The sequence below is a fragment of the Shinella sp. GW821-FHT11G07 genome, assembly GCF_058808115.1.
Genome location: NZ_JBXARJ010000002.1, coordinates 318,861 through 332,413 on the forward strand (window position 1 = coordinate 318,861; position 13,553 = coordinate 332,413).

General features: G+C 64.0%; 11 protein-coding genes and 1 riboswitch. Of the genes, 8 read left to right on the forward strand and 3 right to left on the reverse strand.

The annotated features are described in order from the left end of the window. Positions 1-300: 300 nt before the first annotated feature. The 5 genes from AC1RT2_RS05040 (at position 301) to bluB (ending at position 5,811) form a co-directional block, all read left to right on the forward strand. A complete protein-coding gene (locus AC1RT2_RS05040) occupies positions 301-1,980 on the forward strand; it encodes an NAD+ synthase (RefSeq protein WP_493099999.1) in 1,680 nt (559 codons plus the stop codon). Positions 1,981-1,983: 3 nt separating this feature from the next. Continuing rightward, a complete protein-coding gene (locus AC1RT2_RS05045; RefSeq protein WP_493100001.1) occupies positions 1,984-2,310 on the forward strand; it encodes a hypothetical protein in 327 nt (108 codons plus the stop codon). A 15-nt stretch (positions 2,311-2,325) separates the two neighbouring features. Further along, on the forward strand, positions 2,326-3,153 hold the full coding sequence (locus tag AC1RT2_RS05050; RefSeq protein ID WP_493100003.1) for a TolB family protein: 828 nt from the start codon (positions 2,326-2,328) through the stop codon (positions 3,151-3,153). A 124-nt stretch (positions 3,154-3,277) separates the two neighbouring features. Beyond that, on the forward strand, positions 3,278-4,789 hold the full coding sequence (locus AC1RT2_RS05055; RefSeq protein WP_493100005.1) for a diguanylate cyclase domain-containing protein: 1,512 nt from the start codon (positions 3,278-3,280) through the stop codon (positions 4,787-4,789). A gap of 59 nt (positions 4,790-4,848) precedes the next feature. Further along, a riboswitch (cobalamin riboswitch) is annotated at positions 4,849-5,072 on the forward strand. Positions 5,073-5,118: 46 nt separating this feature from the next. Then, positions 5,119-5,811: a 5,6-dimethylbenzimidazole synthase gene (gene bluB / locus AC1RT2_RS05060; protein WP_493100007.1), complete on the forward strand. Its 693-nt coding sequence runs from the start codon at positions 5,119-5,121 to the stop codon at positions 5,809-5,811. On the opposite strand, the gene AC1RT2_RS05065 is transcribed toward bluB, so the two are convergent. Beyond that, positions 5,804-6,898 (reverse strand): DUF2865 domain-containing protein, encoded by a 1,095-nt coding sequence (locus AC1RT2_RS05065; protein WP_493100009.1) that lies wholly within the window; start codon positions 6,896-6,898, stop codon positions 5,804-5,806. The two genes, bluB and AC1RT2_RS05065, sit on opposite strands and share 8 nt — an antisense overlap. A 271-nt stretch (positions 6,899-7,169) precedes the next feature. On the opposite strand from AC1RT2_RS05065, the gene AC1RT2_RS05070 reads away from it, so the two are divergent. Beyond that, positions 7,170-8,234, forward strand: a complete 1,065-nt coding sequence (locus AC1RT2_RS05070) for a phytanoyl-CoA dioxygenase family protein (RefSeq protein ID WP_493100011.1) — start codon at positions 7,170-7,172, stop codon at positions 8,232-8,234. A gap of 145 nt (positions 8,235-8,379) precedes the next feature. Beyond that, positions 8,380-9,966 carry an ABC-F family ATP-binding cassette domain-containing protein gene (locus AC1RT2_RS05075; RefSeq protein ID WP_493100013.1) on the forward strand — a complete coding sequence of 529 codons (1,587 nt, stop codon included), beginning with the start codon at positions 8,380-8,382 and terminating at the stop codon, positions 9,964-9,966. A 34-nt stretch (positions 9,967-10,000) separates the two neighbouring features. On the opposite strand, the gene AC1RT2_RS05080 is transcribed toward AC1RT2_RS05075, so the two are convergent. After that, a complete protein-coding gene (locus AC1RT2_RS05080) occupies positions 10,001-10,708 on the reverse strand; it encodes a glutathione S-transferase family protein (RefSeq protein ID WP_493100015.1) in 708 nt (235 codons plus the stop codon). Positions 10,709-10,818: 110 nt separating this feature from the next. Between AC1RT2_RS05080 and AC1RT2_RS05085 the strand changes: the two genes are divergently transcribed. Further along, positions 10,819-11,181 (forward strand): winged helix-turn-helix transcriptional regulator, encoded by a 363-nt coding sequence (locus AC1RT2_RS05085; RefSeq protein WP_069058561.1) that lies wholly within the window; start codon positions 10,819-10,821, stop codon positions 11,179-11,181. Between the two features lie 15 nt (positions 11,182-11,196). Here the strand turns inward: AC1RT2_RS05085 and AC1RT2_RS05090 are convergent, their stop codons facing one another. Continuing rightward, a complete protein-coding gene (locus tag AC1RT2_RS05090; RefSeq protein ID WP_493100017.1) occupies positions 11,197-13,518 on the reverse strand; it encodes an NADP-dependent malic enzyme in 2,322 nt (773 codons plus the stop codon). Between the last annotated feature and the right edge of the window lie 35 nt (positions 13,519-13,553).

Below are 13,553 nucleotides of genomic sequence, written 5' to 3' on the forward strand. Positions count from 1 at the left end.
TGGTTCCCTCTGTTGCACCGTCGCAATGGTCGGCGGAACTGCCTGAAAAACGAGGGTTTTGTGCTGAAGCGCGCGCAAACGGCGTCGCGGTTCATTCCCAAAGCGCTTGTGATGTTCTAAAGAGCTTCTCGACCGTTCGAGAGAGCGATAGCCGCGCGCGGCAGCAGGATCGGACACCAGGGCATTTTCCGCTTTCCCTGAAACGCGAAAACGCTCTGTCCCTATGTTTTTTGCAGTTCCGGACGCAAAAGCGCTGCACGTTTTTGCTGGAACTGTTCTGAAGGAAACGGGTCCGCAGACATGACTTCCCAGACTGAAAAGGCAACGCTGCGCATCGCCGTCGCGCAATTGAACCCGACCGTCGGCGACGTTGCCGCAAACCTCGCCAAGGCGCGTGCGGCCCGCGAGGATGCGGGCCGGCAAGGTGCCGACCTCCTCCTTCTGACGGAGCTTTTCATCTCTGGCTATCCGCCGGAAGATCTGGTGCTGAAGCCCGCCTTTCTGAACACCTGCCGCCGCGCCATTGACGCTCTCGCTGGCGACACCGCTGATGGCGGCCCCGGCGTCATTATCGGCTTCCCGCGGCAGGATGAGACGGGGCGCTACAATGCCGTCGCCGTGCTCGATGGCGGCAAGGTGATCGCCGTGCGCGACAAGGTGGACCTGCCAAACTACGGCGAGTTCGACGAAAAGCGCGTCTTCGACCAGGGCGCCATGCCCGGACCGGTGAATTTCCGCGGCGTGCGTCTCGGCATTCCGATCTGCGAGGACATCTGGGGCGAACTCGGCGTCTGCGAGACGCTAGCCGAAAGCGGAGCGGAAATCCTGCTCTCGCCGAACGGTTCGCCCTACTATCGCGGCAAGGTCGACATTCGCCACCAGGTGGCGCTGAAGCAGGTCATCGAGACCGGCCTGCCGCTGCTCTATGCCAACCAGCTCGGTGGCCAGGACGAACTCGTCTTCGACGGCGCGAGCTTCGCCTTCAACACCGACAAGACGCTCGCCTTCCAGATGAGCCAGTTCGAGGAAACGATCGCGCTCACCACCTGGAAGAAGCATGGCGAGGGCTGGGTTTGCGACGGCGGACCGATGTCGCGTATTCCGGAGAAGGAGGAGGCGGACTACCGCGCCTGCCTGCTCGGCTTCCGTGACTACGTCAACAAGAACGGCTTCAAGAATGTCGTGCTCGGCCTGTCCGGCGGCATCGATTCGGCGATCTGCGCGGCAATCGCCGTCGATGCGCTGGGCGAGGAGCGGGTGCGCTGCGTGATGCTCCCCTACCGCTATACCTCGAAGGACTCTCTGAAGGACGCAGCCGACTGCGCCAAGCTGCTCGGCTGCCGTTATGACATCGTGCCGATCGAGGCGCCCGTTACAGGCTTCCTCTCGGCGCTATCGGAAACCTTCGAAGGCACGGAAGAGGGCATCACCGAGGAAAACCTGCAGAGCCGTACGCGCGGCACGATCCTCATGGCGATCTCCAACAAGTTCGGCTCGATGGTCGTCACGACGGGCAACAAGTCGGAAATGTCGGTTGGCTACGCCACGCTTTACGGCGACATGAACGGCGGCTTCAATCCCATCAAGGACCTCTACAAGATGCAGGTCTACGCGCTGTCGCGCTGGCGCAACGGGCATGTGCCGCCAGGCGCGCTCGGCCCGACGGGCGAGGTGATCCCGAACAACATCATCGACAAGGCCCCGTCCGCGGAACTGCGCCCCAACCAGACCGACCAGGACTCGCTGCCGCCCTATCCGGTGCTCGACGACATCCTCGAATGCCTCGTCGAGTTGGAAATGAGCACGGAGGAAATCGTTGCGCGCGGCCATGATGCGGCAACCGTGCACCGCATCGAGCACCTGCTCTACATCGCCGAATACAAGCGCCGGCAATCGGCGCCGGGCGTGAAAATCACCAAGAAGAATTTCGGCCGTGACCGCCGCTACCCGATCACCAACCGATTCCGGGACCGGGGGTAGGGCGTGGAGGCGCGCTCCAGCGAGCCGGGCGGTGACGAAGACCGCCCGGATTTCACACCGGAGGAAATCAAGCTCATCCGGTTGTGGTCGCTGAGCGACGTGTCGGCCGGCCGGCAGGTTTCGGCGCAGGTTGCCTATTTCGCGACGCCGGCAGTGTTCGGCATCTACGGCCTTGCGACCGGCAGCCTGGTCATCACCGGCGTGGCCTTCATCTGTATCCTTTTGCTGTTGGCCTGGGGTTTCGTTTCGACCTGGCGCGAGCACAGCAATTTCGTGCGCATGCAATCCATCTGCCGGAAGCTGTTGCCGGTGGTCGACGAGCGACAATAACGACAGGAGAAGGCCATGCGCAGTTCCGTCGAGATCCACAATATCGTTACTGGCGAAACCCGCGTCGTGTGGCAGACGGAGCGGCTCGTCGAGGCGCCGAATTTTTCGCGGGATGGGCGTTTTCTGGTCATCAACGGCGACGGGCTGCTCTATCGCCTTTCGCTCGATGGCGGCGAACCCATGCAGATCGACACGGCGTTTGCGACGCTTTGCAACAATGACCACGGGCTTTCGCCCGATGGCACGTTGCTGGCGATCAGCGACAAGGTCGAGTTCGGCAAGTCGGCGATCTATGTGCTGTCGGCCGAGGGCGGCACGCCGCGGCTGGTAACGCCGAACCTGCCGTCCTACTGGCATGGCTGGTCGCCGGATGGCGAAACATTCGCCTATTGTGGCATCCGGGGCGATGTCTTCGACATCTACACCATCCCGGTGGCAGGCGGCGAGGAGCGGCGTGTGACCTTCGGCGAAGGGCGCAATGACGGGCCGGATTATTCTGCCGATGGCGAGTGGATCTACTTCAATTCCAGCCGCACCGGCCGCATGCAGATATGGCGCGTGCGCCCGGATGGCAGCGAGCCGACGCGCATCACCGACAGCCCCTATGGTGACTGGTTCCCACACCCTTCGCCGGACGGAAAACACCTGCTCGTGCTCTCCTACGAGGGCGACGTTTTCGATCATCCCCGCGATCTCGATGTGCGCCTGCGCCTCATGGACATGGACGGCGGCAACGCACGGATTCTGTTCGAGCTTTTCGGCGGGCAGGGCACGATGAACGTGCCGAACTGGTCGCCGGATGGCACAGAATTCGCTTTCGTGCGCTACGCGCCGGCTGGGTGATCCCCATTTCCGGTGAGCGTGAGTTAAGTTTTCACTCACCAGCCCGTTTAAGCGAATTTTGCCGTCTGTCAGTTAGTCTCCTCCCAACAATGCCCGGAAAGGGTGGGGGACAGGCAGGGAAACAATGACGGGCAAGGCTGAACTGGGCCGCACGACGCGGCGACGCGGTGTAGGTTGGGCGATCCGGGCGGCGGCCTTGATGATCGTCCTGCTGTTTGGAGCCGCCAACTATCTCGTTCTGGACCATGCAATCGAGCGGGCCGACAGTTTCGTCGCCGAGACCGAGCGCACCCTGGTGCGCAACGAGTTCAGCCACCAGATCGACCAGGTCGTGCAATACCAGAGCCAGCTCTCCTTCTGGGACAAGGCGTTCAACGAACTGGCGGACGGCATGCCGGACGACACCTTCGTGCGCGACCAGATGCGGGACTGGATGTGGTCCGATTTCGGTTTCTCCTGGATGATCCTTACCTCGCCGGATGGTGAAAAGGTGCTGGGCGTACAGCGCGGTGAAAAGGTTTCCGAGCGCAAGGCCCGCGAAAAGCTGCACTGGGTGAGCGATCTCACCCGCAGGGCCGAGCGCGCCTATCGCGAGGCGCTGTCGCCCGATCGCGGCGGTTGGGTGGTGGCCGGTGCCAAGGCGGATCCGGACCTGCTGACGCCGGCACTGCCCGAAATCCACGTTTCCGGCATGCGGTTGATCGACCGGGTGATGAGCATCGTCGTCGTGCAGGCGGTTATTCCCAAGACACTTTACATCCCCGCGAACCGGCTTGAGCCGACGCTGCTGATCACCGTCAAACCCGTTTCGCAAAAGATGCTGGCAAACACCGAACGGCGCCTCGGCGTGCGCGATCTTGGCTTCACGCCGATCGTGACACAGGAGCCGGGGTTGCTGATGACGCCGGTCGGCGGGGATACCTACAATCCGATGGTCACGTCCTGGCGGCCCAACATGCCCGGATCCTTCGTCTGGCGCTCGGCGCTGCCGCAGATCGCGTTGTTCGTTCTGGTGTTTGCCGGCGTCATGCTGTTCGTCACCCTGCGCTTTTCCGCGCTCGTCCGCGCGCTCCAGCGCAGCGAGACGAAGAACGCCTTCCTCGCACGGCACGATCCGTTGACCGGCCTCAAGAACCGCAGCGGTTTTGACGAGGAAGTGTCGCGCGCCATCAAGAAGGGCGAGAACAAGCCCTTCGCGATCCTCGCGCTCGATCTCGACAGGTTCAAGGCAGTCAACGACCGGCATGGGCATGCAGCGGGGGATGCGGTGCTCCAGGCCGTCGCCAGGCGGTTCTCCGAGCGTGTCGGCCGGCGCGGTTGCGTCGCCCGCCTGGGGGGCGACGAGTTTTGCGTTCTGCTGACCGGCGAACATAGCCGTGAGCATCTGGTGGAGCTTGCCGCCAGCCTCGTTCTGGATGCGCAGATCCCGATCGCCTATGACGGGCAGCTTCTTCTCATTGGCGGCAGCGCCGGCATCGCCCAGTTTCCGCAGCACGGCAAGACGGTGCACGACGTCATGGTAATGGCTGACGCCGCGCTCTATGCTGCCAAGAACGCCGGCCGCAATCGTGCCGTCCATGCCGGTGACATGGACAGGGCCGAGATTGCCGACGCCGGCGAGGCCCGCGCCGCCTAGTGAGCCGCAGATGGACAGGCCCGCGGCGCAAGCGGGCTTGATCGCATCGTCCGGTCATGCGCATATCGCTCCCGTCAGGTGCCCGCTTTTTGCGGGAGAATCGGGAATCCGGTGCGGGCTTGAAAAGCCCAGGTCCGGAACGTGCCCAACGCTGTGACGGGGATGGCGTGCGCCGTAAAAGCTTGAATCGATTCAGGCTTTTGCCACTGGTTGCTCAACCGGGAAGGCAGGTGCTTGCTGCGTGACCCGAAGTCAGAAGACCGGCCTGGCAAGATAGACCGAACCCGCGTGGACGGCGGCAGGTTGTGCGCATTGTTGGGGAGAAAACGATGCGAACCGAACCGTGGGACCCTCTGGTCCGGGCGGGCGCCTTTTCTTGCGAGGACAGGCAAGCCGTCTATCGTGCCATCGAAACGCGCCGCGACGTGCGTGACCAGTTTCTGCCCGAACCATTGCCGGACGACCTCGTCGGCCGCCTGCTGCATGCCGCACACAGCGCGCCGTCGGTCGGCTTCATGCAGCCGTGGAATTTTCTCACGGTGCGCAGCGAGGCGACGCGGCGGCGGGTGCATGCCGCGTTTCAAAAAGCCAATGCCGAGGCGGTGGCGATGTTCGAAGGCGAGCGTCAGGAGCACTATCGCGCCCTGAAGCTCGAGGGCATTCTAAAGGCGCCGCTCTCGATTTGCGTGACCTGTGATCCAACACGCGGCGGAACGGTGGTGCTCGGCCGCACCCACAATCCGCGCATGGATGTCTATTCGACGGTCTGCGCCGTGCAGAACCTCTGGCTCGCGGCGCGGGCGGAAGGGGTCGGCGTCGGCTGGGTTAGCATCTTTCACGACAGCGACGTCCGGAACATCCTCGGCATACCCGAGCATATCGAGATCGTCGCCTGGCTGTGCGTCGGTTTCGTCGACCGACTCTATGCCGAGCCGGAGCTTGCGGTGAAGGGCTGGCGACAGCGCCTGCCGCTGGAAGAACTGGTGTTCGAGGAGCGCTGGCCGGAAACCGACGTCAGTTGACGCCGGCATCGGCCGGACGGCCGAGGTCGATGGCGGATTGGTTTGCCGGCAGGAAGACCGGGCCGACGGTGCGCACCTTGCTGGTCGCCGGATCGTAGTCGCGTTCCTCGATCGTCACCGGCGTCTTGACCGCTGTTTCCGCCTTTTTCGGCAGGGTATCGATCCTGGTGATGGAACCGCCGTCGTCGCCGGTCGATGCCTGCGCAGGGTCGCCCTTCAGCGCCTTCTCGCGCTTGATCATCTCCTGGTAATAGGCCGAGAGGTTGCAGCCGCAGGCGCCGGGCTTGGAAAGGTCACGCGTGCGGTAGGAGAAGGCGTTCTGCAGCTCGTAATAGGGGCGACCGGTAACCGTCGAGGTCATCTGGTCGGTTTCCTGCCCGTTCGTCATCGACTGATAGAAGAGCTCGGTTTCCGTCTGCGGGCACATCATGCTGCAGACTTGCTGGTCGCGGCGAAAATCGAGTGGCGTGGCGCCGGAGGAGATAGGGAAAAAGCCGCCGTCGCAGGTGCGCACGCAGACGGTGCGCAGGTTGCCATGGCCATTGCTGCCGCCAAGCGAGCGCAATTCCAGCCGCCCGCTGCCATCAGGCATGGTGCCGAGCGGCAGGCTGTGTGTTTCATCTGGTGTGCGCAGCGTCTCGGTCGCCGCGACGGGCATCACTTTCGCTTCGTCGTTGCAGCCGTTCGTCTCAAACGAGGCGAGCAGGCGCCTGCGCTTGCCGTCCGTTGAGGTGCCGCCGGCGAATTCGCGGCGCTTCCTGTCGAGGATCTGGAGATTGCGCTCCATCTTGCCAATGACCGACTCCAGCGTGTCGCACGCTTCAGCGTTCGGCCCACCGACGACGATGATGCTGCCGCCCGAACAGCCGAGGCGGCGCTGGTCGCCCTTGGCCTTGCGAAGCTGGATGTTCTGGCGCGCGATGGCGCCGGCATATTTGCGGGCGCTCGACGTATCGACCAGCACCCGGGGCAGGTTGGCAAGCTCAGCCTGGATGCGCTCGCACACGTTCGCGGCCGCCGTGCCGCCGAAGAATAACAGCGGCAGGCCGGTAGCAACGGCAAAAAGAAGACTGGCGCGTCTTTTCAAGTCGTCGATCCCATGAATGTGCGTTTGGGCGGCAATCCCGCCGCATATGCAGGCCTTATCATAGGCTACCGGGGGGGAAGCGCAACGCGCTCCCGCATTTGTGATTAACGCGCAAGAGAAACATGATTTGAATACTCACCTTTTTGGTGAAGGGGCGTAATTGATCTCCCCCAGGGCTTGGTGTAGCACTCTCGGCACATACAACAGCCGGTATGCGCGCTTCTCGCGCAGTCGCCCTCAAGGGGAGACCGGCCCTTGCAGGCAGGTGCACATGCGGATTTCGTCAGTCTTGCTCAGTCCTCTCTACGCGCTTCAGGTCGCGTCCGGCGCCAAATCCTTCGCCGACAATCCCATCATCGGCAGCAAATGGCTGAACAGGAAAGGGCTGCATGAAAAGCGCGTCTCGCTCGCCATGCGCATGGCGGCCTGGCGCCGGACCAAGCTGGAAAGCACGGTCGCGCCGGAATATCGCCGGCAATATGCCGAGAACGGCTTCGTGAAGATCGAGAACTTCCTGTCCCCCGAAGATTTCGCCGCGGTCACGCGCGAACTCGCCGAGCGCGATTTCGAGCGTTACGATATGAAGCAGGGCGCCACAGTCACCCGCCGCGCGATCATCGACGACAGCGACCTGGAAAGCCTGCCGGGCTTCAAGGCGGCGCGCAACGACCCGCGGCTCACCAATCTGCTGCGCTACGTATCGTCCCATGCCGGCCAGCCGCTGCTCGTCGTGCAGGTGGTGATGGCCCTGCCGTCGGTCATCGCCAAGGGCTCGACCGATCCGCAGACCGCCCTGCACAGCGATACGTTCCAGCCGACGGCCAAGGCCTGGCTCTTCCTGCGCGACGTCGAGGAGGAAGACGGCCCCTTCGCTTATGTGCCCGGCTCGCACGAGATGACACCGCAGCGCATCGCCTGGGAGCGTCGCATCAGCGAGAATCCCGATGCCATCGAAAATATCTACTCCGCCCGTGGCTCGCTGCGCATCATGCCTGATGAACTGGGTGCGCTCGGCTATGGCCAGCCGGTCAAGATGACCGTTAAGGCCAATACGCTGATCGTCGCCGACACGCACGGTTTCCACGCGCGCAGCCCGAGCTACAAGACGACGACGCGCATCGAGATTTATGGGTCGCTGCGCCGCAATCCCTTCCTGCCGTTCACCGGCCTGCACCTCGCGTCGCTGCCCTTCATCGCCTCCGGCATGAACCGGCTGATCATTTCGGCGATGGGCCTGCGCGGCAAGCTCGGCCTCAAGGGATCGCCCTGGCATCCCGCCGGCAATGGCAAGGCGGACGAGTGGTCGAAGCGGCTGGATCAGCCGCCGGCTACCTGAGGCTTTCGATCTGCCGAACCGGCCTCGGGCTTGCAAGCCGGCCGGTTCGGCCCTAAATCTCCGGCATCGTCAATGCTGACCGGCTGGTGCACCATGGAATTCAACCCGAACACAAATCGATTTCGTTTTGTTCTCGGGGATTACCATGCTTGCTTCCATCACCCTTTCCAAAATCACGTGGTCCACGCCTGACGGCCACACCCTCCTTTCGAATCTCGATCTGAGCTTCGGTGCCGAGCGCGCGGGCCTTGTCGGCCGCAATGGCGTCGGCAAGACGACATTGCTGAAGCTCGTGACCGGCGATCTTGCGCCACAGGCCGGCACCGTCTCGGTGGACGGCACGCTCGGCCTGCTGCGTCAGTGCGTGCAGGTCGCGGCGGATGAAACGGTCGCAAGCCTCTTCGGCATCGTCGAGGCTCTCGATCTGCTTGACCGTGCAGAGCGTGGCGAGGCGGACGCCGATGCCCTTGCCGATGCGGACTGGACGCTGGAGACGCGGCTTGCCACAGCTCTTGCCCGTGTCGGTCTGTCTGCCGAACCGGGCACACCTTTGACGGCGCTGTCCGGCGGGCAACGCACACGCGCGGCGCTTGCAGCCCTCATCTTCAGCGAACCGGATTTCCTGCTGCTCGACGAGCCGACCAACAATCTCGACCGGGAAGGGCGCCGGGCGGTCATCGACCTGCTTGCGGGCTGGCGGGCAGGCGCGATCGTCGTCAGCCACGACAGGGAGCTGCTCGAAACGATGGACGCTATCGTCGAGCTGACAACGCTAGGCGCCGCGCGCTATGGCGGCAACTGGAGCGCCTATCGCGCCCGCAAGGCGCTGGAGCTTTCGGCCGCGCACCGCGACCTTGCTGATGCCGAAAAACAGGCCACGGAGGTGGCGCGGACCATGCAGGCCATTGCCGAGCGCAAGGCACGCAAGGACAGCGCCGGACGCCGGAAGAAGGCGCGGGGCGATATTCCCCGCATCATGCTGGGCGCCATGAAGGAGCGCAGCGAGTTGACGAGCGGTGCCAATGCCCGCCTTGCCGAAAGCCGGCAGGGGCAAGCTGCCGAGGCGGTGACCGTGGCGCGCGAGCGCATCGAAATCCTCCAGCCGCTGACCGTTGCCGTGCCATCGACCCATCTGGCCACTGGCAAGACGGTGTTGAAGATCGAGAATGTCACGGTCGGTTACGCGCCGGACCAGCCGGTGCTGCGTGATCTTTCCCTGGTGATGACCGGGCCCGAGCGGATCGCGGTGACGGGGCCGAACGGTTCCGGCAAGACGACGCTGCTTGCCCTCATCACCGGCCAGTTGCAGCCCTGGCAGGGGATCGTGCGGGTCTTCACCGACGTCGCCATGCTCGATCAGCGTGTGAGCCTGCTCGATCCATCGCTGTCGATCCGCGACAATTTCCGGCAACTCAATCCCGGCGCAGATGAAAATACCTGCCGTGCGGCATTGGCGCGTTTCATGTTCCGCGCCGATGCTGCCTTGCAGATCGTCGGCAGTCTCAGCGGCGGGCAGTTGCTGCGCGCGGGCCTCGCCTGCGTGCTTGGTGGTGGCACGCCGCCGGCGCTGCTGATCCTCGATGAGCCGACGAACCATCTGGACATCGATTCGATCGAAGCGGTGGAGGCGGGGCTGCGCGCCTATGACGGCGCGCTCCTCGTCGTCAGTCACGATGAGCCGTTTCTGGCGGCGATCGGCATCACGCGCCGGGTGGAACTTGTGGCTGTATGAGGGAAAGGCCGGGCGTTGGCCCGGCCTTCCGCGATCAACCGCGGCCGAAACGCTCGATCACCTCGGCGAGCGGGATATGGCCTTTGAAAGCGCCAGAGCCGGCTGGCGTTTCACCGGCTTCCAGCGCCGTAGCGAAGTTGACCGCCGGGTTTGCTTCCAACAAGCTGCGAACCTTTTCGATGCGCGGCCAGCGGCTTGCCGGTGCCACCTCGTGATAGTCGAGCCAACGGGCGACGCCGATGAGCACCCCGTCCGCCAGCGTGGGATGCTCGCCCACGAGGTAGGGTGTGTCGCCGAGCATGGCCTCCAGCTTGTCGTGCCGCTCGATGACGCCTTTACGTCCATACGTCTGCAGCGACTGCTGCAGCACCGGGTCCGGCGTCTCCATCTCCAGCGCCGACCAAAGCGGGCTGAAGGCGCCGGTGAAGCCGGTGTTGATATAGGCCATCAGCTGGATCATGCGGGCGGTTTCGGGCGCGTTGGGGGCGAAGCTGATGCGCCGTTCCGTGTCGCGCGCCGCGAGCCAATGAGCGATCGCCATGGTTTCGGTGATGACGCGGCCGTCATCGGTGACGAGGGCCGGCGTCTCGTGCCGGGCGTTGAGGCGGGCATAGGCGGGGTCGCGCATTTCGCCCAGCATGTCGACGCGGCAGAGCCTGTAGGGCTTGCCGAGCCATTCAAGTGCTGCAACGAGGCCCATGGAGCTTCCGGCGGGGAAGCCGTAGATGAGGATCGGTTCCAATGTTGTTCTCCGTGATTTCTGTTGACCACGCTGCGCAGCGACACTGGACCTAAGCCTTGCCCGCCCCCATGTAAATTACGCACATTTTTGTCACCACGCCGGAGTCTGCCATGAAGGATCTCGTTTCCCGTTGCCCGATCGAGGAGGTCATGCAGGTGCTGGGCGGCCGCTGGCCGACGCTGCTGATCTACTATCTGAAGGATGGCACCAAGCGTTTCAGCGATCTGCGACGGGACAATCCGACCGTCTCGCATCGCATCCTCACGCTGGAATTGCGCAAGCTGGAAAAGGCCGGTTTGGTCGAGCGCACCGTCTTCGACGGCTATCCGCTACGCGTCGAATACGATCTGACGCCTGCCGGACTTACCGTGATGCCGCTGATCGATGCGCTGGGCGACTGGTGGGAGGCACATGATGGTGCCCGCCCGGCGCCAAAAACGAAAACGGCCGCCGAAGCGGCGGCCGTTTCGTAAGTCAAGCCTTTCCGATCAGATCGAACCTTCCGGATAGGAGGCTTCGACCACGGCAAGGGCGGCCATGTTGACGACGCCGCGCGACGTGGCGGACGGCGACAGGATGTGGGCGGGCAGGGCGGCGCCGAGCAGGATCGGGCCGACATGCAGGCTGTCCGTCATCGTCTTGACCACGCCGAGCGTGATGTTTGCGGCGTCGAGATTCGGGAAGACGAGCAGGTTTGCTTCACCCGTCAGCGTCGAATCCGGCATGACGCGCTGGCGCAGGGCCTCGGAAATGGCGGCATCGCCGTGCATTTCACCGTCAGCCTCGAGATCCGGGTCCGTCTCCCGCACAAGCTCCATGGCGTGGCGCATCTTGAAGGCGCTCTCGGAATCGCGCGAACCGAAGTTCGAATGCGAGACGAGGGCGGCGCGCGGCGTAATGCCGAAGCGGCGGATTTCCTGCGCCGCCATCACCGTCATCTGGGCCACCGCTTCGGCTGTCGGCTCGCAGGTGACGTAGGTATCGGTGAAGAAGGTGGCGCCACGCTGCGAGATGAGCAGGCTGAGCGCCGAGAAATCGAGCACGCCGTCCCGCTTACCGATGATCTGGCGCACATCGCGCAGATGGCGGGCATAGCGACCTTCGACGCCGCAGATCAGAGCATCGGCGTCGCCGCGCTTGACGGCAAGCGCGCCGATGACCGTCTGGTTCGTGCGCACGATGGTGCGGGCGGCTTCCGGGTTCACGCCCTTGCGGCCGACGATGCGGAAGTACTCGTCGACATAGTCACGGTAACGCGGATCGTCTTCCGGGTTCACCACCTCGAAATCGACCGTCGGGCGCACACGCAGGCCATACCGCTTCAGGCGCGTTTCGATGATGTGCGGGCGGCCGATGAGGATCGGCTTGGCGATGTCCTCTTCCAGCAGCACCTGGGCGGCGCGCAGCACGCGCTCGTCCTCGCCTTCGGCGAAGATCACGCGCTTCTTTTCGGCCTTTTTCGCGGCGGCGAAGATCGGCTTCATGATGAAGCCCGAGCGCCAGACGAAGCGGTTCAACTGGTCGAGATAGGCGTCGAAATCGGTGATCGGACGCGTGGCAACGCCGGTTTCAGCCGCCGCGCGGGCAACGGCCGGCGCGATGCGCAGGATGAGGCGCTGGTCGAAGGGTGAGGGGATCAGGTAGTTCGGGCCAAAGCTCGGCGTGTCGCCGGAATAGGCGCGGGCGGCAACATCGGACACTTCCTCGCGGGCAAGCGCTGCGATCGCCCGCACCGCCGCCATCTTCATTTCCTCGTTGATCGTGCGCGCGCCGCAATCGAGCGCGCCGCGGAAGATGTAGGGGAAGCAGAGGACGTTGTTGACCTGGTTGGGGAAGTCCGAGCGGCCGGTGCAGATCATGGCGTCCGGGCGGGCGGCGCGGGCTTCTTCCGGCATGATTTCCGGCGTCGGGTTGGCGAGCGCCATGATCAGCGGGCGTTCAGCCATGCGGGCGAGCAGTTCCGGCTTCAGCACACCGGCGGCCGAAAGGCCGAGGAAGACGTCGGCACCGTCGATGCTTTCGGAAAGCTGACGCTTGTCGGTATCCTGCGCGTAGACGTCCTTCCACTGGTCCATCAGCACGTCGCGGCCCTTGTAGACGAGGCCTTCGAGATCGTGCACCCAGATATTCTCGATCTTGGCACCGAGCACGACGAGCTGGTTGAGGCAGGCGAGTGCCGCGGCGCCTGCTCCGGAGGTGACGATCTTCGCTTCATGCAGCGACTTTCCGGCCAGTTCCAGGCCGTTCAGCACCGCGGCGGCGACGATGATCGCCGTGCCATGCTGGTCGTCGTGGAAGACGGGGATATCCATCTTCTCGCGCAACTGGCGCTCCACCTCGAAACATTCCGGCGCCTTGATGTCTTCCAGGTTGATGCCGCCGAAGGTCGGCTCCAGCGCGGACACGACATTGACCATCTCGTCGACGGTCGGCGCGTCGATTTCGATGTCGAAGACGTCGATGCCGGCGAATTTCTTGAAAAGGACGGCCTTACCTTCCATGACGGGCTTGGAGGCCAGCGGTCCGATATTGCCGAGCCCGAGAACGGCGGTGCCGTTCGACACGACGGCAACCAGGTTGGCGCGCGCCGTGTAGTCGGCGGCGGTGTTCGGATCGTCGCGGATGGCGAGGCACGGTGCGGCGACGCCGGGCGAATAGGCAAGTGCCAGGTCGCGCTGGTTGCCGAGCGGCTTGGTGGCGGTGATCTCGAGCTTGCCGGGGCGGGGGTAACGGTGGAAGAAGAGGGCCTGTTGGTCGATGTCGCCGCTTACCGGACCGTCCTGCGTCCTCGATTTATCACCCGTGCTCATGATGCTCCCTGCCATATGCTGTTTTCGTTGCGGCC

Bases quoted from the DNA above. Each gene is read 5' to 3' on its own strand.
- AC1RT2_RS05070 (WP_493100011.1), top strand. From the start codon at position 7,170: ATGCGGATTTCGTCAGTCTTGCTCAGTCCTCTCTACGCGCTTCAGGTC.
- AC1RT2_RS05085 (WP_069058561.1), top strand. From the start codon at position 10,819: ATGAAGGATCTCGTTTCCCGTTGCCCGATCGAGGAGGTCATGCAGGTG.
- AC1RT2_RS05040 (WP_493099999.1), top strand. From the start codon at position 301: ATGACTTCCCAGACTGAAAAGGCAACGCTGCGCATCGCCGTCGCGCAA.
- AC1RT2_RS05055 (WP_493100005.1), top strand. From the start codon at position 3,278: ATGACGGGCAAGGCTGAACTGGGCCGCACGACGCGGCGACGCGGTGTA.
- AC1RT2_RS05050 (WP_493100003.1), top strand. From the start codon at position 2,326: ATGCGCAGTTCCGTCGAGATCCACAATATCGTTACTGGCGAAACCCGC.
- bluB (WP_493100007.1), top strand. From the start codon at position 5,119: ATGCGAACCGAACCGTGGGACCCTCTGGTCCGGGCGGGCGCCTTTTCT.
- AC1RT2_RS05075 (WP_493100013.1), top strand. From the start codon at position 8,380: ATGCTTGCTTCCATCACCCTTTCCAAAATCACGTGGTCCACGCCTGAC.
- AC1RT2_RS05090 (WP_493100017.1), bottom strand. From the start codon at position 13,518: ATGAGCACGGGTGATAAATCGAGGACGCAGGACGGTCCGGTAAGCGGC.